The 20,499-nt window shown below is 68.8% G+C and carries 21 protein-coding genes; 3 read left to right on the top strand and 18 right to left on the bottom strand.

Annotated features, from left to right (window positions below; translation table 11 throughout):
- Positions 1 to 50: 50 nt before the first annotated feature.
- The 9 genes from flgJ to flgB all read right to left on the bottom strand — a co-directional run bounded on the left by flgJ (position 51) and on the right by flgB (position 7,396).
- Positions 51 to 1,043 carry a flagellar assembly peptidoglycan hydrolase FlgJ gene (gene flgJ, locus ACYBYQ_RS08915; RefSeq protein ID WP_459618388.1) on the bottom strand — a complete coding sequence of 331 codons (993 nt, stop codon included), beginning with the start codon at positions 1,041 to 1,043 and terminating at the stop codon, positions 51 to 53.
- Positions 1,043 to 2,128, bottom strand: coding sequence for a flagellar basal body P-ring protein FlgI (locus ACYBYQ_RS08910; RefSeq protein ID WP_459618738.1), 1,086 nt, complete (start codon positions 2,126 to 2,128; stop codon positions 1,043 to 1,045). The genes flgJ and ACYBYQ_RS08910 overlap by 1 nt, the downstream gene beginning before the upstream one ends.
- 92 nt (positions 2,129 to 2,220) lie before the next feature.
- Positions 2,221 to 2,913, bottom strand: coding sequence for a flagellar basal body L-ring protein FlgH (locus tag ACYBYQ_RS08905; RefSeq protein WP_459618387.1), 693 nt, complete (start codon positions 2,911 to 2,913; stop codon positions 2,221 to 2,223).
- Positions 2,913 to 3,698: a flagellar basal-body rod protein FlgG gene (flgG, locus tag ACYBYQ_RS08900; RefSeq protein WP_459618386.1), complete on the bottom strand. Its 786-nt coding sequence runs from the start codon at positions 3,696 to 3,698 to the stop codon at positions 2,913 to 2,915. Before flgG ends, ACYBYQ_RS08905 begins: the two co-directional genes overlap by 1 nt.
- A 52-nt stretch (positions 3,699 to 3,750) precedes the next feature.
- Positions 3,751 to 4,512 (bottom strand): flagellar basal-body rod protein FlgF, encoded by a 762-nt coding sequence (locus tag ACYBYQ_RS08895; protein WP_459618385.1) that lies wholly within the window; start codon positions 4,510 to 4,512, stop codon positions 3,751 to 3,753.
- A 44-nt stretch (positions 4,513 to 4,556) separates the two neighbouring features.
- Entirely contained in the window at positions 4,557 to 5,768 is a 1,212-nt protein-coding gene (flgE, locus tag ACYBYQ_RS08890; protein WP_459618384.1) for a flagellar hook protein FlgE, read from the bottom strand.
- Between the two features lie 57 nt (positions 5,769 to 5,825).
- Positions 5,826 to 6,524, bottom strand: a complete 699-nt coding sequence (locus ACYBYQ_RS08885; RefSeq protein WP_459618383.1) for a flagellar hook capping FlgD N-terminal domain-containing protein — start codon at positions 6,522 to 6,524, stop codon at positions 5,826 to 5,828.
- Positions 6,525 to 6,552: 28 nt separating this feature from the next.
- Positions 6,553 to 6,972, bottom strand: coding sequence for a flagellar basal body rod protein FlgC (gene flgC, locus ACYBYQ_RS08880; RefSeq protein ID WP_459618382.1), 420 nt, complete (start codon positions 6,970 to 6,972; stop codon positions 6,553 to 6,555).
- A 16-nt stretch (positions 6,973 to 6,988) separates the two neighbouring features.
- Positions 6,989 to 7,396, bottom strand: coding sequence for a flagellar basal body rod protein FlgB (gene flgB, locus ACYBYQ_RS08875; RefSeq protein ID WP_459618381.1), 408 nt, complete (start codon positions 7,394 to 7,396; stop codon positions 6,989 to 6,991).
- A gap of 171 nt (positions 7,397 to 7,567) precedes the next feature.
- Between flgB and flgA the strand changes: the two genes are divergently transcribed.
- The 3 genes from flgA (at position 7,568) to ACYBYQ_RS08860 (ending at position 9,196) form a co-directional block, all read left to right on the top strand.
- On the top strand, positions 7,568 to 8,281 hold the full coding sequence (gene flgA, locus ACYBYQ_RS08870; protein WP_459618380.1) for a flagellar basal body P-ring formation chaperone FlgA: 714 nt from the start codon (positions 7,568 to 7,570) through the stop codon (positions 8,279 to 8,281).
- Positions 8,282 to 8,408: 127 nt separating this feature from the next.
- On the top strand, positions 8,409 to 8,702 hold the full coding sequence (gene flgM / locus ACYBYQ_RS08865; protein ID WP_459618379.1) for a flagellar biosynthesis anti-sigma factor FlgM: 294 nt from the start codon (positions 8,409 to 8,411) through the stop codon (positions 8,700 to 8,702).
- A gap of 23 nt (positions 8,703 to 8,725) precedes the next feature.
- On the top strand, positions 8,726 to 9,196 hold the full coding sequence (locus ACYBYQ_RS08860; protein WP_459618378.1) for a flagellar protein FlgN: 471 nt from the start codon (positions 8,726 to 8,728) through the stop codon (positions 9,194 to 9,196).
- Between the two features lie 20 nt (positions 9,197 to 9,216).
- On the opposite strand, the gene flhF is transcribed toward ACYBYQ_RS08860, so the two are convergent.
- The 9 genes from flhF to cheW all read right to left on the bottom strand — a co-directional run bounded on the left by flhF (position 9,217) and on the right by cheW (position 20,495).
- Entirely contained in the window at positions 9,217 to 11,661 is a 2,445-nt protein-coding gene (gene flhF, locus ACYBYQ_RS08855; RefSeq protein WP_459618377.1) for a flagellar biosynthesis GTPase FlhF, read from the bottom strand.
- The gene (gene flhA / locus ACYBYQ_RS08850; RefSeq protein WP_459618376.1) at positions 11,658 to 13,769 is read right to left on the bottom strand and encodes a flagellar biosynthesis protein FlhA; all 2,112 of its coding nucleotides are present in this window, start codon (positions 13,767 to 13,769) and stop codon (positions 11,658 to 11,660) included. The genes flhF and flhA overlap by 4 nt, the downstream gene beginning before the upstream one ends.
- A gap of 6 nt (positions 13,770 to 13,775) precedes the next feature.
- Positions 13,776 to 14,930 (bottom strand): flagellar biosynthesis protein FlhB, encoded by a 1,155-nt coding sequence (gene flhB / locus ACYBYQ_RS08845; protein ID WP_459618375.1) that lies wholly within the window; start codon positions 14,928 to 14,930, stop codon positions 13,776 to 13,778.
- A 209-nt stretch (positions 14,931 to 15,139) separates the two neighbouring features.
- Positions 15,140 to 15,772, bottom strand: a complete 633-nt coding sequence (cheZ, locus tag ACYBYQ_RS08840) for a protein phosphatase CheZ (protein ID WP_459618374.1) — start codon at positions 15,770 to 15,772, stop codon at positions 15,140 to 15,142.
- Positions 15,773 to 15,780: 8 nt separating this feature from the next.
- Positions 15,781 to 16,170, bottom strand: a complete 390-nt coding sequence (gene cheY / locus ACYBYQ_RS08835; RefSeq protein WP_459618373.1) for a chemotaxis response regulator CheY — start codon at positions 16,168 to 16,170, stop codon at positions 15,781 to 15,783.
- Positions 16,171 to 16,221: 51 nt separating this feature from the next.
- Entirely contained in the window at positions 16,222 to 17,277 is a 1,056-nt protein-coding gene (locus ACYBYQ_RS08830; RefSeq protein ID WP_459618372.1) for a protein-glutamate methylesterase/protein-glutamine glutaminase, read from the bottom strand.
- Between the two features lie 15 nt (positions 17,278 to 17,292).
- Positions 17,293 to 18,144 (bottom strand): CheR family methyltransferase, encoded by an 852-nt coding sequence (locus ACYBYQ_RS08825; RefSeq protein WP_459618371.1) that lies wholly within the window; start codon positions 18,142 to 18,144, stop codon positions 17,293 to 17,295.
- 38 nt (positions 18,145 to 18,182) lie between these two features.
- On the bottom strand, positions 18,183 to 19,913 hold the full coding sequence (locus tag ACYBYQ_RS08820; RefSeq protein WP_459618370.1) for a methyl-accepting chemotaxis protein: 1,731 nt from the start codon (positions 19,911 to 19,913) through the stop codon (positions 18,183 to 18,185).
- A gap of 81 nt (positions 19,914 to 19,994) precedes the next feature.
- On the bottom strand, positions 19,995 to 20,495 hold the full coding sequence (cheW, locus tag ACYBYQ_RS08815; protein ID WP_459618369.1) for a chemotaxis protein CheW: 501 nt from the start codon (positions 20,493 to 20,495) through the stop codon (positions 19,995 to 19,997).
- Positions 20,496 to 20,499: the final 4 nt, after the last annotated feature.

The following is a 20,499-nucleotide window of genomic DNA, read 5'->3' as shown; positions in this document are numbered from 1 at the left end:
GACCGCTGACGGTCACGAATGCCCGGTTAACGGCAGGCTTGTTCGCAAATTTAGCGACGTCCCGCAAAATCCAGCGCCCCGATGGATGCCTGCAGCTGGCTCATGACCTGGATCAGCTTGTCGGCATAGCGCGGGTCCGTGGCGTAGCCGGCCTGCTGGATGCGCCGCGCCGCCTCGACCTCGTTGCGGGCCTGCACCACCCGTTCGTAGCGCGGGCTGTCGCCGATCAGCCTGGCGTAGTCGGCAAAGGCCTCCCGATAGGAGCCATAGGAGCGGAACGGCTGGACCATCTTCCGGGCCACGCCGTCCACGTACTCCGTGGTGGTGACCTCCACCACGTCGCCCTTCCAGCCGGCGCCGGCCTTGATGCCGAACACGTTGTGGCTGGTACGGCCGTCGGGATGCAGGATCTCGCGCCGGCCCCAGCCGGACTCCAGCGCGGCCTGGCCGAGGATCAGGCGCGCCGGCACGCCGCTTTCGCGGGCGGCGTGGTTGGCGGCCCCCGCCATGCGCGAGACGAAATCGACCACGTGCGGCGGCACGCCCTCTGCCGCAGCCGCGGCACGTTCGCGGGCCTGGTTGCTGCGCAGCATGTCCAGCAGCGCCGAGACCTCGCGCTCCTGCGTCTTGCCCGCGCCCGGGGCGGAAGGCAGGCCGGCCAGCGGGATAGGCGGCACGTCGTCGGCCAGCGCATCACCAGCGGGCTGGACCGCGGCGGCAGGCTGCCCCTGCCGCATCTGTGCCAGCAGTGCCTGCGCCAGGCCGATGCCGGGATCGGCCAGCTGCAGCGCGAGTTGCTCGTCGCCCATGGACTGCAGCATCTCGGTCTGCTGGCTGTCGAGCAGGCCGCTCCTGGGCGTGGCTTCGCGCATGCGCTTGAGCATCATCTGCAGGAACAGCGCCTCGAACTGGCGCGCCACCTGCTTCTGCTCGGCCAGACCTTCGGGCTGGCTGCCTGCGGCCCGCTTGAGATCGGCCAGGCGGCCCAGGTCGAAGACCGATTCCTGGCTGCCCGGACGCGGCGTATAACGGACCAATGCCACTAGATGATCTCCAGGTCTGCGCGCAGCGCGCCGGCGGCCTTCATGGCCTGGAGTATGGCCAGCAGGTCCTGCGGCGTGGCGCCCAGGGCATTGAGCGCGTTGACCACGTCCGCAAGATTGGCGCTGGTGTCCACGCGGCGTATCGCGCCGCCTTCCTGGCGCACTTCGATCTGGGTATTGGGCGCCACCACCGTCTGCCCCTGCGTGAACGGCGTGTCGGGCTGGTAGACCTGGTTCTGCTGGTTGATGATGACCGACAGGTTGCCGTGGGAGACGGCCGCCTCTTCGATCATCACGGTGCGGTTCATCACCACCGAGCCGGTGCGGGCGTTGATGATGACCTTGGCCGACGCCGGCGCGCGCGTGACGTTGAGATTCTCGAGGCGCGACAGGAACGCCGGCATGGCGGCCGGATCCTGCGGGCCGCGTACCTGCACCACGCGGCCGTCGAGGGCCGTGGCGGTACCGGGGCCGAAGCTGCGGTTGATGGCGGCCACCGCATTCTGGGTCGTGCCGAAATCGGTGTCGTTCATCTCCAGGTGCACGATGCCGCCGTCGTTGTAGGTGGTGGGCACGCTGCGCTCGACGATGGCGCCGTTGTTGATCCGGCCGCCGTTGAGCTGGTTGATCTGCACGCTCGACCCGCCCGCCTGGGCTCCCGCCCCGCCCACCAGGATGTTCCCCTGGGCGATGGCATACACCTGGTTGTCGGCGCCCTTGAGCGGCGTCATCAGGAGCGTGCCGCCGCGCAGGCTCTTGGCGTTGCCCATGGACGACACCACCACGTCCACGGTCTGGCCGGGCCGGGCGAACGGCGGCAGCGTGGCGGTGACCATGACTGCCGCCACGTTCTTGAGCTGCATGTTGCTGCCCTGGGGAACCGTGATGCCCAGCTGCGACAGCATGTTGGTCAGGCTCTGCTGGGTGAACGGGGTCTGGCGCACCTGGTCGCCGCTGCCGTCCAGGCCCACCACCAGGCCGTAACCGATCAGCTGGTTGGCGCGCACCCCTTGCAGGGAAGACAGGTCCTTCAGGCGCTCGGCTTCGGCCGGCGCCGCCATCGCCAGGCACAGGGCCAGGCCCATGGCCGCGCGCCAGCTCCATGCGGCCAGCCGCCGGGCGGACGGACGGAACAGGATGGGAAACAGGCTTGCGGGCGTAATCGACAGTCGCATGATCAGAACGGCGAGGCCAGCAGGAAGAAGCGTTGCAGCCAGCCCATGGTCTGGACCTCGTCCATGGTTCCCTTGCTGCGGTATTCGATGCGGGCGTCCGCCACGCGCGTGGACGACACCGAGTTGCTGCCTGTGATGGAGCGCGGATCGACCACGCCGGAAAAGCGCACGTACTCGCTGCCGCGGTTGATGGCGATCTGCTTCTCCCCGGCCACCTGCAGGTTGCCGTTGGGCAGCACGCCGATCACCGTGGTCGTGATGGTGCCGCTGAAGGTATTGTTGGCCATGCTGTTGCCCGTGCCGTTCATGGTGTTCTCGCCCGAGGCGTCGGTGTCGAGGCCGCCGCTGTTGATCGAGCTGCCCATGAAGCGCGGCGCGGCGGCGATGCCCAGCGATACGCCGCCCTGGCGGCTGGTGTTGATTGCCACGTTCTTGGCCGCGTTGGTGCGCTCCTCGAGCACGATGGTCACCACGTCGCCGACGTTGCGCGGGCGCCGGTCCTCGAACAAGGGGTAGTTGCCGTATACCGTGGGCTGGAAGATCGAGCCGCTGGGGCTCGCCATGGGCATGGGCGGCGCCGGCGGCACCGCCGTCGTCGGCCCCAGCACCACCGGCTCGGGCGGAATCATGGCGCAGCCGGCCGCAAGGAGCAGCAGGCCCGCACCGGCGAGCAATCGCAGCATCGGCAAGGTCATTACAGTTGGGTGAGGCGGGCCAGCATCTCGTCGGAAGTCTGCACTGCCTTGCTGTTCATCTCATAGGCGCGCTGGGTGGTGATCATGTTCACCAGCTCCTCGGCCACGTTCACGTTGGACGTCTCCGTGTACTGCTGCATGATCTCGCCGGCGCCGTCCACCCCGGCCTCCAGGATGTTCGCCGGGCCGGAGGAATCCGTCTCGAGGTACAGGTTCTCGCCGATGCTCTGCAGGCCCACGGGGTTGATGAACGTGGCGATCTGCAGCTGGCCGATTTCCACGTTGACGCCCGCCGCACCCGGCTGCGTCACCGTGACCGTGCCGTCCTTGCCGATCGTGAGGCTCAGAGCGTTGTCCGGCACGTTGATGGGCGGCTGGATCACATAGCCGCCGGCCGTCGTGAGCTGGCCGTTCTGGTCCACCTGCAGCGTGCCGTCCCGCGTGTACGCCTGGGTGCCGTCGGGCAGCTCGACCTGCAGGAAGCCGCGCCCGTTGATGGCGATGTCCATCTCGCTGCCGGTGTTGTTCATGTTGCCCTGCGTGAAGACGCGCTCGGTGGCGGCCACGCGCACGCCGGTGCCCAGCTGCAGCCCCGAGGGCAGCTGGTTGGCGTCGCCCACCTGGGCGCCAGGCTGGCGCAGCGTCTGGTACATCAGGTCCTGGAACACCGCGCGGCCGCGCTTGAAGCCCGTGGTCTGCACGTTGGCCAGGTTGTTCGAGATGACGTCCATGGAGGTCTGTTGACCCTCCAGGCCCGTCTTGGAAATCCACAGTGAACGCATCATGGCGAAGACTCCTGGCGCGGCCCCGCGGGCCGCGCATCAAAACCGTTGAAAATCAGCCGCTAACCGACAGCAGCTCGTTGGCACGCTGCGCGTTGCCGTCGGCCTCGCTGATCACCTGCATCTGCATCTCGAAGCGGCGCGCGTTCTCGATCATGCCCACCATGGCCGCCATGGGACTGGCATTGCTGCCTTCCAGCGCACCGGACACCACGCGCAGCGTCGGGTCCGCGGGCAGCGGCAGCGCCGGCTGGCCATTGACCGGCGGCATGCGGAACACCCCGTCGTCGCCGTGCACCAGCGCCTGCTCGGGCGCATCGACCAGCTTGATGCGGCCCAGGTTCAGCACGTTGTTGGGCGGGTCGCCCGCGCCGATGGCCGTTACCGTGCCGTCGGACCCGATGCTCAGCGAGGCCTGCTCAGGCACTTCGATGACGGCATTCTGGTCGGACAGCACCGGCTGGCCCAGCGCAGTCTGCAGCAGGCCGTTCAGGCCCACCTGCAGGTCTCCCGCGCGGGTATAGCCTTCGCCCTGCGGAGTCTGCACCGCCAGCCAGCCCCGCCCCGCCAGCGCCACGTCGAGATCGCGGCCCGTGGTGTTGACGGTGCCCATGGCGAAGTTGTGGCCCGGCGTGGCGGCCACCGTGGAGACGCGCGTGGGCAGCGAGGTGCCGTCGTTCACCGGCACCGACCGGTACAGCGCCAGCTGCGCGCGAAAGCCCGGCGTGCTGACGTTCGCCATGTTGTTGCTGAGCACCGCCTGCTGCTCGCCGATGCGGGCGGCGCCGTTCATGGCCGTGTAGATGATGCGATCCATCGCCTATTCCATCAATGCGTTCTGGCTGCGAAAGGCAAGCCGGGTCAGCTCATGTTCATCAGGACCTGCATGATCTCGTTCTGCGTCTTGATGGTCTGGGCGTTGGCCTGGTACGTGCGCTGGGCGATGATCATGTTCACCAGCTCCTTGCTCATGTCGACGTTGGACTGCTCCAGCGCCTGCCCCACCAGCGTGGCCAGGCCGTTCGTGCCGGGCTGGCCCAGGCGGGCCTGGCCCGATTCGGCCGTCTCGACCCAGGCGTTGTTGCCCACAGGCTGCAGCCCCTGCACGTTGTTGAAGTCGGCCAGCACCACCGTGCCGATCACCTGCGTCTCGCCGTTGGTGTAGGAAGCCAGCAGGCTGCCGTCCGCGCCGATGCTGATGCCCGAGAATTCGCCGCTGGTGTAGCCGTCGGGCGTCATCACCGGATTGAAGGAGCTGCCATACTGGGTGACCTGGGAGTAGTCGACCGTCATGGCCAGGTCTTCCGCGGGCGAGTTCACGCCGCCCGGGTTGGCGAAGGCCAGGTCTACCTGGGCCGGCGTATTCGTGATCTGCCCCGCCGAATTGAAAGTGAGCTGCGCGCTGGCCGGCGTCATGGCCTGGCCGTCCAGCATGTAGTACACGTCGTACACGCTGTGGTCGCCGGTCGCCTCGCGCTTGGCGAAGTACTGCGTCAACTGGTGCGCATTGCCCAGCGAGTCGTACACCGTGGTGGGCACCGAGTTGGTATACGTGGTGCTGTCAGCGGGATCGAACGGCAGCGTGGCGGGATCGATCGGGTCGGCGTTGGCGTTCAGGTTGCTCTGCAGCGTCGCGGCGGTCGTGGCCTGCGGCGCGATGTTGCCCTGGGGCAGCGTGAGCGGCACGGGGTCTTCGCCGACGCCGCCGGCGGGGTAGCCGGTGAGGCGCAGGCCCTGCATGTTGGTGATGTAGAAGTCCTTGTCGACCATGAACTCGCCGTTGCGCGAGTAGTACAGGCTGCCGCTCGAGTCCACCAGCCGGAAGAAGCCGTTCTGGCCGTCGATGGCCATGTCGTACTCGCCGCCCGTGGAGGATACGGTGCCGACGGTGAAGCGCTGATTGACGGCGCTGACCTGCACGCCCAGGCCCACGCGCGAGGAAGCGTACACGTCGGCAAAGGACGCCGAGCCGGTCTTGTAGCCCACCGTGCCCGAGTTGGCGATGTTGTTGCCGATGACGTCCAGGTTCTGCGATGCGGCGTTGAGGCCGCTGAGTCCTTGTCCGAAGCCCATGTTCTACTCTCGCTCTGCAAAAAGTTCGTTGGAATCGATGCCCGCCGGATGGCAGGCTCAGGTGCCGATGACCTTGCGCACGTCCAGCATGCTGGCCTGGCCCGCCAGCCCCAGGTCCAGGCGCAGGCCTTCCGTGGAGTACGCCACGCTGTTGACCACGCCGTACGTGAGGGCTTCCGCGCCCACCTGCTTGCCGTCGGCATCGACGGCGCTGACGCTCACCGTGTAGCTGCCGTCGGCCGCATCGGCGCCGCTGTCCGTCTTGCCGTCCCATTCGAAGGTCAGCACACCGGTTTCCTGGTTGCTGAGCTCCACCGTGCGCACGGCGGCGCCGGAGGCGTCGAGGATCTTCACCGTCACCTTGGCCGCGTCGCCCTGCAGGTCGACGCCGAAGGGCGTGGCCTCGCGCACCGTGCCGTCTTCCGGATTGGTGCCCAGGGCGATCTTGGCACCCGGCACCAGCACGCCCTTGCCTATCAGCGAAATGGCATTCATCGACTGCGACACGTCGATCTGTCCGCTGATGGCCAGCATCACGTTGCTCAGGTTGGTGATACCCTCCACCGTGGAGATCTGCGCCATCTGCGAAGTCAGTTCGGCGTTGTCCATGGGATTGAGCGGATCCTGGTTCTGCAGCTGCGTGACGAGCAGCGTGAGGAACTGGTCCTGGATGCTCTGGGCCGCGCTGGAGCTGGCGGTGGACGCCTGGGCCAACGCAACGTCGGTGGCGGTGGAGCTGGATGTGATGGTGGTCATGGTTGTGCGCCGGTTGGGGATCGATGGCTCAGGACTGGCCCAGCGTGAGCGTCTTGAGCATCAGCTGCTTGGCCGTGTTGAGCACTTCGACGTTGGCCTGGTAGGAGCGCGACGCGGCGATCATGTTCACCGTTTCGGCCACCGGATCGACGTTGGGCATGTAGATGTAGCCCTGCTCGTCGGCGAGCGGATGGTTGGGGTCGTAGACCTGCTTGAGCGGCGAGGGGTCCTGCACCACCCCGGCGACGCGCACGCCGCCGATTTCCTGGCCCAGCGCCTGGCCCGCCGGCGGGTTCACCTGGAACACCACCTGGCGCGCGCGATAGGGCTGACCATCGGGGCCGACCACGCTCTCGGCGTTGGCCATGTTGCTGGCCGACACGTTCATGCGCTGCGACTGCGCGCTGAGCGCCGAACCGGCGATATCGAAGATGCTCAACAAAGACATGGCAGACTGCTCCCTATCATTCCTGGATGGCGGCCATCATGGTGCGGATGCGGCCCGACAACACCTGCAGGCTGCTCTGGTAGTGCAGCGTGTTGTCGAGGAACTGCACGCGCTCGGCATCCATGTCGACCGTGTTGCCGTCCAGGCTGGCCTGGTACGGCATGCGATACATCAGCTCGGCGTCGGGATTTCCCTGGGCCTGGGCGGGTATGTGCCGCGCGGAGGTCAGGGTGAGATGGGTATCGGGCAGGCGCATGGGCTGGTCGAGCGCGCCTTCCATGGCGGCCTTGAAATCGAAGTCGCGCGCTTTGTAGTTCGGGGTGTCGGCATTGGCGATGTTCGACGACAGCACCTCCTGGCGCTGCGCCCGCAGGCCGATGGCCTGCTGGAAAAATCGGAAGTCCTCACTGAGCCGGTCTAGCATGCGGTCGCGCCTCGTATCGGATATTGCTTGGCGAACGCCCGGCGCGATGCCGGGCTTTTCAGACATGCGGCATCATAGGTTTGCGGCGCGCGCCACAATCATCCAAATAACCCGCGATTTCGCAGTCAATTCCGTTATTGCCGCCCATACCCCGCTTCTACAATCGCTGGCATGAAAGCGCATCTGATCCCGATCGCCCGCGCGGCATGCGCCCTGGCGCTGGCCTGCATGGGGGCATCCGCCGCGGCAGCCGGCGCCGCGCCCGCCCAGGATCCCGGGCAACTGGCCCGCAGCGTGGTCCTGTATCTGGAGTCGCGGCTGGCCGACATTCCGGGCAAGGCCACCATCACCGTCGACCCGGTCCGCACCGAACGGCTGCCCGCCTGCGAGGCGCTCGAGCCGTTCCTGCCTTCGGCGCTGCGGCTGCGGGCGCGGATGTCGGTGGGCGTGCGGTGCACCGCGCCGCAGGCCTGGACCACCTACGTGCAAGCGAGCCTGAGCATTGCGGGCGAGTACTACGTGGCGGCGCGCCGCATCGCGCCCGGCCGCGTCATCGAAGCTGCCGACCTCGAAGCGCGTGCCGCAGACCTGGTGGCCCTGCCGCCGGGGGTCATCACCGATCCGGCCCAGGCCGTCGGCATGCGGGCGGCCTACCGCATCGCTGCCGGCCAGCCCCTCAAAGGCTCTGCCCTGCGCAGCGCGCAATCGGTGGAGCGTGGGCAGAACGTGCGCATCGTGGCCAACGGCAAAGGGTTCGTCGTCACGGGGGAAGGCGAGGTGCTGGCCGACGCAGCCCCGGGCGCGCGCGTGCAGGTGCGCACCGCCTCCGGCCAGATCGTCAGCGGCATCGTGCAGAACGCGGGGCTGGTGGAAATCCCCCTCTAGAAATGTTACATATTCGCCGCACGCATCCGGATGGGGCCCTAAAGTTATCGGCCGCCCGACCGTTACCAGCACATAACGACAGTGGGTCCGCCTCGGCGGCCTCTCCCACCGCTCCGCGGAGATCATTTTGAAGATCAGCACGACTTCCAGCCCGATTGCAGCCCAAGGCGTCAACCTGCGAGCCGACAATACGGTGGCGCAGGCCTACGCCGGCGGCACCGGAGGCCAGCCCGGCAGCAGCGCCCAGGTGGCCCTCAGTTCCGCCTCGCGCCAGCTGCTGGCGCTGCAGGAAGGCGGCAGCGACGTGGACCTCGCCCGCATCCAGGCCATCCGCGCCGCCATCGCCTCGGGCGAGCTCAAGATCGATGCCAGCCGCATCGCCGACAGCCTGATCGCCAGCGCCCAGGAACTCCTCAAGTAAGCCTTCGCGCGCCCTGCCCCGACATGATTGCCTCCCTGCAAGACTGCATCGAACACGAGACCGCCCTGGTCCGCGATTTCATCGCCGCCACCGAAGCCGAAGCGGCGGCCCTTGCCGACCGCAAGGCCCATGCGTCGCTGCAGCAAGCCGCAAGCCGCAAGGAGGCCCTGGCCAGCCAGCTCGCCGAGCTGGGCGCTCGGCGCGACGAATTGCTCGCCGAAATGGGCCTGCCGCCCGGCTACGCCGGCACGGACCAGGCTGCCTCCCTGCACCCGCAGCTCGCGCCGGCCTGGCACACGCTGCGCCAGCTGGCCGACACCGCGCGCCAGCAGAATGCGCGCAATGGCGCGCTGATCGCCGTGCACCTGCGCCACACGGGAGAATCGCTGCAGGCCCTGAGACAGATCACCCAGGCCGGCGCCGCGGCCACCTACGACGCACGCGGCCGCGGACCGCGCCCCACGGGCAGCCGGCGCAGCATCATCGCGGCCTGAGGGCCTGCACACCGGCCGCGTCAGCCGCCGGCCGACATCTCCAGCATCGCGAAGCACCGCAGCATGGCCGCGGGCAGGCGGGCCCCGTTCAGCCGCCCTTCGGCCAGCGCCGCCAGCAGCGTCCGCACCGCTTCCGGTGCCCGCGCCAGCTGCCAGCATGCCGCCCCCCACTGCGCTGCCAGCTGCGCCTGGCGGGCCAGCGCGTGGGTGTCCGCAGCCTGCGGCAGCGCCGGCCAGGCCGACTGCATATAGCGGAACGCCGGCTTCGCCTGCTCATGCTGGACCAGCCAGCGCGCCACGGCCGGGGCGTCGGCCTGCCCCGCCCTGACGTTCGTGAGGCCGTAGAGTTGCCGCACGATGGCACCGTCTGCCGGGTCGACCAGGCGGGCGCACACCATGCGCAGCGGCTGGTCCTGCTTGCCCCGCATCGCCAGGGCCACTTCCGTGCCGCTGGCCCAGAGATCCAGGAGGCGGCCTGCGCCGACGGACCCATGCAGGCGCACCTGGCCCGCCGGCAGATAGCCCAGTCCGCGTGAGACCGCGGCCAGCGTAGTGCCGCAGCCTTCCTGCATGACGCGCAGGGCGCCCGGCCCGCGCGCCAGCCAGGCAGCCGCGCCGGCGTTCATGGCCTGCCACAATGCGGTGGAACCCATGTCGAAAAGGTGCAGCAGCGGCACGCCGTCGAGTGCACGGCCCAGCGCCTGCACCCGATGCAACAGCGCATCCACCGCATTGCCGGTCATGGGCTCGGCCGGCGCGTGGGCGCACAGCCCGCCATGCTGCAGCTTCAGTTGCGCCACGGGGGCACACAACGCGGCGCCGCGGTCGGTCATGAGCAGGGAAGACAACAGCGTGCCGGCCGGCAGGCCGGCACCGTCCAGCGTCGCCTTGCCGTGAACCACGAGCAGATGGCGGTCGCAGGCCTGGGCGTACTGCCGGCGCGCCATCGCCAGGGCCTCGTCGCGCAACGTTCCGGCGCCGGGCGCAGCCGACTCGCCTGCCCCAGCGCCGCCACTCGCGCGCCAGTTGGCCCGTGCCTGGGCACAGGCGGGGTCCGCCTCGAGCCAGTCGATGGCAGCGTCCAGGTCCGACACCGCGCCGGCGCCATTGCGCAAGGCCGCGGCCAGCAGGCGGCGCCGGCGGGCGGGATCGGCGCTTTCCGGGGCTACGCCGGCCTCGCGGCACAATGCCGCCAGGTCCGCCTCGCTGGGCGCATAGAGCGCCTTGCCCCTGCCGGCTGCCTGGAGGGCGCGATCGACCAGCACCTGCGGATCGGCGAGATCCATGTGCTCGGGCACTTTCTGGCCCATCGAGACGTAATGAATGGGAAGCCGGTGGCGGATCGCCGTGTCCAGCGCCGGCGCGAGGCGCGTCGTCTCGTCCAGCTTGGTGATGATGCAGCCCACCACGTCCTGTTCGGCGCCATGGCGGTAGGCATGCGCCACCTCGTCGAGCGTGTCGCCCTGGCTGGCCGCGTTGAGCACCAGCAGCCGCCGCACGGGCCGGCCCGCGGCGTGCAGCAGCGCGGCCTGCTCGGCCACATTGCGGTCGCGCTGGCTGATGCCGGTGGTGTCGATGAGTATGATGCGCCGGCTGCCCAGCTGCTCCAGCGCCTGGCGCAGGCTAGCCGCATCGCGCACGGACAGGGCAGGTACGCCCATCAGGCGGCCGTAGATCTGCAGCTGCTCGGCCGCGCCGATGCGGAACATGTCGGTGGTCAGCATCGCCACGTGCTCGCGGCCTTCGCGCGCGATGCAGCGGGCGGCGAGCTTGGCGAGCGTGGTGGTCTTGCCCACGCCGGTGGGCCCGACCAGCGCATACACGCCGCCATCGCCCAGGAACGCATTCTCGTCGCGCAGCACGGGCAGGTGCGTGACCAGTTCGTTGCGGGCCCAGGCCAGGGCCGCCGCGCGGTCCATGTCCCTGGGCAGGCGCTCCACCAGCGCGCGCACCAGCGGCATGCTGAAACCGGCTTCCAGCAGGCCCCGGAACAGCCCCATGGCCGCCGGCTCGCGGCCGGGGCCCTGCGCGCCGTCCCACAGCAGCCCGTCCATACCGCTTTCCAGCGCGCCACGCAGGGCGTCGATGGCGGCCTGCACGGCCACCGCGCCTCCGGGCGGCGCGCCGCCCGACCAGGCCGCCGGCATGGGCGCATCCGGCGAGCGCGGCGGGGCCGGAACCGCCGCCGCGGGCTGCGGCGCGCGAGCCGGGGCGGGTGCCCCGGATGGCGCGGGCGCAGCGGCAACGGCGGCAGGATGCACGGCTGGCGCCGCCGGCGCGTCCGTCGGCAGTTGCACGCCGGACGGGCCATCGGCGTCGGACAACGACGGATCCAATCCGGCGATCACCTCGATGCCGTCGGCAACCGTGCGATTGGATACGATGAGCGCATCGGGGCCGAGCGCCGCGCGCACCTGGCGCAGCACCTCGCGGGTCGTGGCGCCGACGAAGCGGTTCAGCTTCATTCCCCGTTACCTCCGACCAGCGCGGTCACGCGCAACACGCGCTCGTCCGGAATCTCGGCATTGGACAGCACGCCCAGCTGCGGCAGATGGTGCCGCAGGAAGCGCGACAGCGGCGCGCGCAGTGCCGGCGAAACCACCAGCACCGGCGCATTCCCCTGGGATTCCTGGCGCGACACCGCAGCCTGCGTCTCGCGCAGCAATGTCTCGGCCAGGCCGGGCTCCAGGCCGCCGCTGGTAGCCATGGCCTGGCTCAGCACCCGTTCCAGCTTGACGTCCAGGCCGATCACGCGCAGCTCGCCTTCGGTGGAGAACCACTGCTGCGTGATGGCCCGGCCCAGCGACCTGCGGGCCAGCGCCACCAGTTCGCCGACGTCGGGCTGTCCGCCTGCGTTCGCGGCCGCCAGGCGCGGGGCATGCTCGGCCACCGTGTCGATGATCGTGCGCATGTCGCGGATGGGCACTTCCTCGGCCAGCAGTCCCTGCAGCACTTTCTGCAGCGTCGTGAGGGACAGCGTCTTGGGCACCAGGTCCTCGACCAGCTTCGGGGCCTCGCGCCCCACGCGGTCGAGCAGCTGCTGCACTTCCTGGCGGCCCAGCAGGCCGGCGCCGTAGCGATGCATGAGGTGGTTGAGATGCGTGGCCACCACGGTGCTGGCATCCACCACCGTGTACCCGGCCACCTGGGCCTGGTCGCGCTGCGCATTGTCGATCCACAGCGCCGGCAGGCCGAACGCGGGATCGGTGGTCGCCACGCCCTTGATGGTGGCCGTGGCGCCGCCCGGGTCGATCGCCAGCCACTGGCCGGGCATCGCCACGCCCCGGCCCACCTCCACGCCGGACAGCAGGATGCGGTAGTCGTTCGGCTTGAGTTCCAGATTGTCGCGTATGTGCACCACCGGCGGCAGGAAGCCCACGTCCTGGGCGAACTTCTTGCGCAGGCTGCGGATGCGGTGCAGCAGCTCGCCGTTCTGGCCGTGGTCGACCAGCGGGATCAATCGGTAGCCGACCTCCAGCCCCAGCTGGTCGACCATGGAGACGTCGTCCCAGCTCGCTTCCGCTGCCGCGGCCTGCGCCTGGGCCTGGGCCTGCGACGGTTCCTGAGTCCTGGCGCTCTCGCGCGCCATCAGGCGCTTGCGCACCACGTGGCCGCTGCCCGCCAGCAGGCCCGCCAGGGTGAGGAAGGCCACGTGCGGCATGTTGGGGATCAGCCCCATGATGCCCACGATGGCCGCCGTGAGGAACATCACGTTGGGGTTGGAGAACAGCTGCGCCAGCATCTGCTGGCCCACGTCCTGGTCGGTGGAGACGCGCGACACCACCACGCCGGCCGCGGTGGAGATCACCAGTGCGGGAATCTGCGCCACCAGGCCGTCGCCGATGGTGAGCAGCGTGTACACGCGGGCGGACTCGCCGATGGAGAGGTCGTGCTGGGCCATGCCCACGATGAGGCCGCCGACGACGTTGATCGCCATGATGAGCAGGCCGGCGATGGCGTCGCCGCGCACGAACTTGCTCGCGCCGTCCATGGAGCCGAAGAAGTCGGCTTCCTGCGAGACCTCGGCGCGCCGCTTGCGTGCCTCATCCTCGCCGATCAGGCCGGCGTTCAGGTCGGCATCGATCGCCATCTGCTTGCCCGGCATGGCGTCGAGGGTGAAGCGCGCGCCCACCTCGGCAATGCGGCCGGCGCCCTTGGTGATGACGATGAAGTTGATGATGGTGAGAATCACGAACAGCACGATGCCGACCGCGAAATTGCCGCCCACCAGGAAGTGTCCGAAGGCCTCGATCACCTTGCCTGCGGCGTCCGGCCCCTGGTGCCCGTTGAGCAGCACCACGCGCGTGGACGCCACGTTCAGCGACAGCCGCAGCAGCGTGGCAAACAGCAGCACCGTCGGGAAAGCCGCGAAATCCAGCGGCTTGCGGGTGAACATGGCCACCAGCAGGATCATCACCGACAGCGCGATGTTGAAGGTGAACAGCAGGTCCAGCAGGAAGGTGGGCAGCGGCAGCACCATCATCCCGAGCACCAGCACGATCAGGACGGGACCGGCCAGCAGGCGGGCGTTGGCGGCGCCGTTGGCTTTCAGCGAGGCGAGCAGAGCGCTCATCGTTTGTCAGACTCCTTGAGCGGCGGTGGCGGACTGGGGATCCAGTTCCGCCGGGACGGGCAGCGCAGCCGGCGGCGCCGGCTCGGCGCCCCAGCCGGCACGCCAGCTGCGCAGCTGGAAGACCCAGGCCAGCACCTCGGCCACCGCGGTATACAGCGCGGCCGGAATCTCCTGGCCCAGTTCCACATGTTCGTGCAGGGCGCGCGCCAGCGGCGGCGCCTCCAGCGTGGGCACCCGGTGCTCCGCGGCGATCTCGCGGATGCGCGCCGCCACCAGGCCGGTGCCCTTGGCCACCACCTTGGGCGCGCCGAACTCGCCTTCCGCATAGCGCAGCGCCACGGCATAGTGGGTGGGATTGGTGACGACCACGTCGGCGCGCGGCACCTCGGCCATCATGCGGCGGCGCGCCATGGCGCGCTGCTGCTGGCGTATGCGCGCCTTGATGTGCGGGTCGCCCTCGCTTTCCTTGTGCTCCTGGCGCAGGTCTTCCTTGGTCATGCGCAGCTTCTTCAGGTGGTGCCAGATCTGCCAGGGCACATCCAGCAGCACGACCACGGACAGCGCCGCCACGATCAGGGCCGCGCAGAGCGCCACCAGCGACATGGCCTTGATGAGCGCCGCATGCGGCGCGGCGTGCAGCAGCGCCAGCATGTCGTCGTGGTAGTGCCACAGGGCCCAGCCCCCCACCCCGCCGATCAGCACCGCCTTGGCGACGGCCTTGAGCAGTTCGATGACGGTCTGGGCGGAAAACAGGCGCTTCAGGCCTGCCCAGGGATTCAGCTTGGATAGATTCGGCTCCAGCGGCTTGGACGAGAATACGATGCCGCCCAGCAGCACGCTGCCCAGCACGGCCACCACCACCAGCAGGCCGAAGATCGGCAGCAGGAGCAGCAGCGCCTCATAGACCGAGCGCGCCGACAGCGACAGCATCACCTGGATATCGCGCGCGACGCGCGCATCGAAACCCAGGCCTGCGCGCAATACGCCGGTGAGGCTGCGGTACAGCGATCCGCCGCTCAGCCACAGGCCAGCCACCCCGGCCGCCAGCAGCAGGAACGTGCCGAGCTCGCGCGAACGCGCGATCTGCCCTTCCTCGCGCGCCTTTTCCAGGCGCCTCGGAGAGGCTGCTTCGGTTTTTTCGAGGTCGCTTTCTTCGGCCATGCTCAGCGTGTCGTCTGCGGCCGCATCCAGGGGGATGCAGGCCGCCCGCCGAGATTCTAGGGGGGCGGCCTGCCGGGCGATCAGCCAAGAAGCAGGGAGAAAGCGCGGTTATTCGCCTTGCGCGGGCCAGCCCCGCGCCCCGGGGGCGAAATATTGTCCCGGCATGCGGCTGCGCCTCGGCGGCGCATGGCCCCGGCGCGGCAGCAGGGTCAGAAGCCCAGGCTGGCCAGCAGGTCGTCGACCTGGTCCTGGCTGGTGACCACGTCGGCCTTGCCTTCGGGATTCACCTGCGGACCATTGAGCAGGCTGTTCGCCTCGTCGCGCTTTTCCTGGGGCACGCTGTCGAGCAGCACCTGCAGCAGCTCGCGTTCGATGGCGCCGACCACGTCCATCATGCGCATGATGACCTGGCCCGTGAGGTCCTGGAAGTCCTGGGCCATGATGATCTCCATCAGGTGCGACTGGGTCTGCTGCGTCTGTGCCGGCACCGCGGCCAGGAAGGCGCGCGTGTCCTTGACCAGTTCGCGCGCCTGGGGCAGCTCCAGCGGCTGGTCGAACCACTCCTGCCAGCGCGTGTCCAGGCCGCGCGCCACGCGCGCAATGTCTTCCTGGATCGGGCCCGCGGCTTCGGTGGCATTGAGCACGCGCGTCGCCGCCTGCTCGGTCATCTGGGCCACGTAGCGCAGGCGGTCGCGCGCATCGGGAATGGCCTGGGCGGCGTCCTTGATGGCCTGGTCCAGGCCCAGCTCGCGCATGCTGTCGCGCAGCATGCGCGTCAGCGAGGCGATGCGGTGGATCAGGTCGCCCGCGTCCGGCTTGTCGGCGTTATCCGTTGGGTTCATGCGCCACCTCAGCCGGCGAGTTTCTCGAAGATCTTGTTCAACTTGTCTTCCAGCGTCGCCGCGGTGAACGGCTTGACCACATAGCCGTTGGCGCCGGCCTGGGCCGCCGCGACGATGTTCTCCTTCTTGGCCTCGGCCGTCACCATCAGCACCGGCAGGCTCTTCAGGTTGGGATCCAGGCGGATCTGCTTGAGCATCTCCAGGCCGTCCAGGTTGGGCATGTTCCAGTCCGAGACCACGAACTGGAAACCACCCGTGCGCAGCTTCTCCAGCGCCATGGCGCCGTCCTCGGCTTCGTCCACGTTCTCGAAGCCCAGTTCCTTCAGCAGGTTGCGCACGATGCGCCGCATGGTGGGGAAATCGTCCACCACCAGAATCTTCAATCCCTTGTCTACCATTTCAACTCCAAGAAATTAGATGCCAAGCGGCGCGCTCCGCGCCGCGATCCTTCAAACTCGATGACCGCGATCGCCCAGGCTGCCCAGGATGCGCTCGCTCATGTGCCCCAGTGCCGCCACCTCGGCCGCCGCGCCCAGGGCGATCGCCTCGCGCGGCATTCCGAACACCACGCAGCTGGCCTCGTCCTGGGCCAGCGTGTGGGCGCCGGCACGCCGCATCGCCAGCAGCCCGGCTGCGCCGTCCTTGCCCATGCCGGTCAGGATGACGCCGATGGCGTTGCGGCCGGCCGCCTCGGCCGCAGAGTGGAACAGCACGTCCACCGACGGGCGATGGCGGTTGACCGGGTCGCCGGGATGCAGCTCCACCACGTAATTGGCGCCGCTGCGGCCCAGCCGCATGTGGAACTCGCCGCCCGGGGCCAGGTATACGTGGCCGGGCAGCACGCGCTCGCCATGGACGGCCTCGCGCACCGTCACCGCGCACATGGCGTCCAGCCGCTGCGCGAAGGAACGGGTGAATCCGGCCGGCATGTGTTGCGTGATGAGGATGGCCGGGCTGTCGGGAGGCAGGGGCTGCAGCACCTCGCGTATGGCCTCGGTGCCGCCGGTGGAGGCGCCGATGATCACCAGCTTCTCGGAGCTGGCGTAGGGCCGGTGCAGGCGCTGCACCGGCGGCGGGGCGGCGCCGGCGTCGGGCTTGCGCAGCCGGGCGCGCGAGGCCGCGCGTATCTTCTCTGCAATGGCCTCGCTGTACTCCAGCAGGCCGTCGCGGATGCCCAGCTTGGGCTTGGTGACGAAGTCCACCGCACCGAGCTCCAGGGCGCGCATGGTGGTTTCCCCCCCGCGCTCGGTGAGCGAAGACACCATCAGCACCGGCATCGGCCGCAGGCGCATCAGCTTCTCGAGAAACTCCAGGCCGTCCATGCGCGGCATCTCGACGTCCAGCGTCAGCACGTCGGGATTGTGCTGCTTGATGAGCTCGCGGGCCACCAGCGGATCGGGCGCGGTGGCCACGACCTCCATGTCGGGATGGCCGTTGATGATCTCCGTCATCAGCCCCCGCACCAGCGCGGAATCGTCCACGCACAAGACTCGGATTTTCTTCATGCTGCCATCCCTACGCTACGCCTGGGCGACACAGTGGTAGACCGTCTGGCCGCGCAGGCGGAAGTCCCGGCTGATATAGGTGAAATTCTCGGAATGCCCCGCAAACAGCAATCCGCCGGGCTTGAGCAGCGGCACGAAGCGCTGCAGGATCCTGGCCTGGGTCGGCTTGTCGAAATAAATCATCACGTTGCGGCAGAAGATCGCATCGAACCGCTCATGCAGCGGCCAGGTCGGCGCCAGCAGGTTCAGGACTTCGAAACGCACCATTTCCTGGATCTCCGGGCGGACCTTCACCTGCCCCTCGTTGCTGCCGCGGCCCCGCAGAAAACTGCGGCGCAGGCGCTCCTCGCCCAGCTTGGCCACGCGTTCGTAGGGGTAGACACCGGCCCTGGCCCGGCTGAGGCACTGCGTGTCGATGTCGGTGGCGAGCACCTGGCAGGAACCGGCGCGCGCGCCCAGCGCCTCGGCCAGCGTGATGGCGATCGAATACGGTTCCTCGCCCGTGGAAGCGGCGCAGCACCATACCGACAGCGGCGCGCCGCGACCTCGCGCGAAATCGGCCAGGATGGGAAAGTGATGCGCCTCGCGGAAGAAGGCCGTGAGATTGGTCGTGAGGGCATTGACGAAATGTTCCCATTCGGCGGAACCCGCGTCGCGCTCCAGGCCGTCGAGATAAGCGGCAAAGCCCTGCTGGCCCAGCACGCGCAGCCGGCGGGCGAGACGGCTGTACACCATCTCGCGCTTGTGGTCGCCCAGCGAGATGCCGGCGCGCGCATAGATCATCTTCCGTACCCGCGTGAAATCCGCGTCCCGGAACTCGAACTGGCGCTCGGCCGGGAATGCCGGCGGCTTGTCCACGATGGCCATGCGGATCCTAGGGGTTGTACACGTCAGGTCTGTACACGTCAGCCGCCGGCGAGCGCCAGCGGACCACCCGGCGGCCCGTCATCGGACGCGGCAGGGCTGCCACCCTCGCGGCCGACCTGGGGTGCATGGCCGGCCAGCCTGGCCGCCGGCACCTCGATGACTTCGCCGGCGTTGATCTTGAACACCGACACCGCCTCGGCCAGCCGCTGCGCCTGCTCCTGCAGCGAACCCGCCGCCGCAGCCGCCTCTTCCACCAGCGCCGCGTTCTGCTGCGTCACCTCGTCCATCTGCGACACCGCACGATTGACCTGGTCGATCCCGCTGGACTGCTCCTCCGACGCCGCCGAGATCTCGCCCATGATGTCCGTCACGCGCTTGACCGACGCCACGATCTCCTGCATCGTCGCCCCGGCGCGCTCCACCTGCTGCGACCCCGTGCCCACCTTCGACACCGAGTCCTCGATCAGCTGCTTGATCTCCTTGGCCGCCTGCGCGCTGCGCTGCGCCAGCGAACGCACCTCGCCCGCCACCACCGCAAATCCCTTGCCCTGCTCGCCCGCGCGCGCCGCTTCCACTGCCGCATTCAGCGCCAGGATGTTCGTCTGGAACGCGATCCCGTCGATCACCGACACGATCTCCGAGATCTTGCGCGAACTCGCCGAGATCCCCTCCATCGTGCTCACCACCTCCGACACCGCCGAACCACCGCGCTCGGCCACGTCCGACGCGCTCGCCGCCAGCTGGTTCGCCTGCCGCGCGTTGTCCGCATTCTGCTTCACCGTCGAGGCCAGCTCCTCCATCGACGCCGCCGTCTCCTCCAGCGACGCCGCCTGCTGCTCCGTGCGGCTGCTCAGGTCCGTGTTGCCCGCCGAAATCTCACGCGCACCCACGTTGATCTCTTCCACCCCACGGCGAACCGTGCTCACCGTGCGCGTCAGGCTCTCCTGCATCCGCTTCAGCGACGCAAACAACTGACCGATCTCGTTGCTGTTGCGCACCTCCACCCGCGCCGTCAGGTCACCCCCCGCTATCCGGTCAAAGTGCTGGCCCGCCTCGCGCAGCGGACGCAGCACGCGGCCGCGCAGGAAGAAGTAGGTAGCCAGCACCAGCAGCGCAGCGATCAGCGTGCCCGCCGCCACGGCGCCCAATACCATGCGATAGCGCTGCTCGGCCAGCGCGTAGGCATCGTTCATCTGGCCGGCACGCCAGAAATCCACCGCTTCCACGGCACGCAGGAAGCGCCCCTCCAGGGCGTCCTGCACTTCTTCGACCTGCGTCTGGTAGCCCGGCAGGTCGCCGCGCCTCAGCGCCTCGACCAGCGGCGCAACGCCCTGCTGCGCCAGCACGCGGTAGGCCTCCTCGAACTCGCCCAGCGCCTCCTGCGCTGCCGCCGGTTTCTCCAGCGTGCGGTAATAATCGAACTCGGTCTGCCCGCGGTTCAGTGCGGCCTCGGCACGCTGCAACAGCGCCGCCGCCTGGCCGCTCAGCCCGGACTGCAGCTGGACGGGCTGGCCGATGCTCGCCACCACGTAGGCGTAGTGCGTCGAGGCGGCGCGGCTCAATGTATTGACCGCTTCCTTGTAGCTGCTGGTGACGCGGGACATGGCATCTGCGACGTCCTGCGCCTGCTTGATGCCGACCAGCGTGGCGTTGCTGGTGCGCAGCGACGCCACGCCCAGCACGGCGCCGACGACCAGCATGAAAGAGAAGAATCCCAGCACGGCCAGCAGGCTGGTGCGTACGGACAGATTGGCCAGGAATTTGCGCATGAAGCAGGATCTCCGACTACGACGATCTGGGCTGCGGCGCAGGCCGGGCGGCGCGGCGTCCGCCAGGCCGGCGGCGGTTCTTCAGGAAGCGGCCTTCTCCACCAGCGCCATCTCGTCGCTGGTCATCAGCTTCTCGATATCCACCAGGATGAGCATGCGGTCGTCCACCGTGCCCAGTCCGGTCAGGTATTCCGTGGAAAGCGTGGCGCCGAACTCCGGCGCCGGCCGCACCTGCGCGGCATTGAGCATCAGCACGTCGGAAACCCCGTCGACCACGATGCCCACCACGCGCCGATCGAGGTTCAGGATGATCACCACCGTCTGCTCGTTGTATTCGACGCTGCCCAGGTTGAACTTGATGCGCAGGTCCACGATGGGCACGATGATGCCGCGCAGGTTGGTCACGCCCTTGATGAAGGGCGGGACGTTCGCGATGCGGGTCACGACGTCCGCGTCGTAGCCGCGGATCTCCTGCACCTTGAGTATGTCGATGCCGTATTCCTCTTCTCCCAGCGTGAAGACCAGGAACTCGCTGCCGCCGTCTTCCACGCGGGAAGCCTGCGGTTGGGGTTTGGCTGCCATGTTC

The organism is Bordetella sp. 2513F2 (genome assembly GCF_054642735.1).
Note: the sequence above shows the minus strand (reverse complement) of the source record. Positions and strands in the feature narration are given on the sequence as shown.

Bases quoted from the DNA above. Each gene is read 5' to 3' on its own strand.
- flgB (WP_459618381.1), bottom strand. From the start codon at position 7,396: ATGCTAGACCGGCTCAGTGAGGACTTCCGATTTTTCCAGCAGGCCATC.
- flhF (WP_459618377.1), bottom strand. From the start codon at position 11,661: ATGAAGCTGAACCGCTTCGTCGGCGCCACGACCCGCGAGGTGCTGCGC.
- ACYBYQ_RS08910 (WP_459618738.1), bottom strand. From the start codon at position 2,128: ATGGGCCTGGCCCTGTGCCTGGCGATGGCGGCGCCGGCCGAAGCCGAG.
- ACYBYQ_RS08895 (WP_459618385.1), bottom strand. From the start codon at position 4,512: ATGGATCGCATCATCTACACGGCCATGAACGGCGCCGCCCGCATCGGC.
- cheW (WP_459618369.1), bottom strand. From the start codon at position 20,495: ATGGCAGCCAAACCCCAACCGCAGGCTTCCCGCGTGGAAGACGGCGGC.
- flgG (WP_459618386.1), bottom strand. From the start codon at position 3,698: ATGATGCGTTCACTGTGGATTTCCAAGACGGGCCTGGAGGGTCAACAG.
- ACYBYQ_RS08830 (WP_459618372.1), bottom strand. From the start codon at position 17,277: ATGAAGAAAATCCGAGTCTTGTGCGTGGACGATTCCGCGCTGGTGCGG.
- ACYBYQ_RS08885 (WP_459618383.1), bottom strand. From the start codon at position 6,524: ATGACCACCATCACATCCAGCTCCACCGCCACCGACGTTGCGTTGGCC.
- flgC (WP_459618382.1), bottom strand. From the start codon at position 6,972: ATGTCTTTGTTGAGCATCTTCGATATCGCCGGTTCGGCGCTCAGCGCG.
- flhB (WP_459618375.1), bottom strand. From the start codon at position 14,930: ATGGCCGAAGAAAGCGACCTCGAAAAAACCGAAGCAGCCTCTCCGAGG.
- cheZ (WP_459618374.1), bottom strand. From the start codon at position 15,772: ATGAACCCAACGGATAACGCCGACAAGCCGGACGCGGGCGACCTGATC.
- flhA (WP_459618376.1), bottom strand. From the start codon at position 13,769: ATGAGCGCTCTGCTCGCCTCGCTGAAAGCCAACGGCGCCGCCAACGCC.
- ACYBYQ_RS08860 (WP_459618378.1), top strand. From the start codon at position 8,726: ATGATTGCCTCCCTGCAAGACTGCATCGAACACGAGACCGCCCTGGTC.
- ACYBYQ_RS08825 (WP_459618371.1), bottom strand. From the start codon at position 18,144: ATGGCCATCGTGGACAAGCCGCCGGCATTCCCGGCCGAGCGCCAGTTC.
- ACYBYQ_RS08820 (WP_459618370.1), bottom strand. From the start codon at position 19,913: ATGCGCAAATTCCTGGCCAATCTGTCCGTACGCACCAGCCTGCTGGCC.
- flgE (WP_459618384.1), bottom strand. From the start codon at position 5,768: ATGGGCTTCGGACAAGGACTCAGCGGCCTCAACGCCGCATCGCAGAAC.
- ACYBYQ_RS08905 (WP_459618387.1), bottom strand. From the start codon at position 2,913: ATGACCTTGCCGATGCTGCGATTGCTCGCCGGTGCGGGCCTGCTGCTC.
- flgA (WP_459618380.1), top strand. From the start codon at position 7,568: ATGAAAGCGCATCTGATCCCGATCGCCCGCGCGGCATGCGCCCTGGCG.
- cheY (WP_459618373.1), bottom strand. From the start codon at position 16,170: ATGGTAGACAAGGGATTGAAGATTCTGGTGGTGGACGATTTCCCCACC.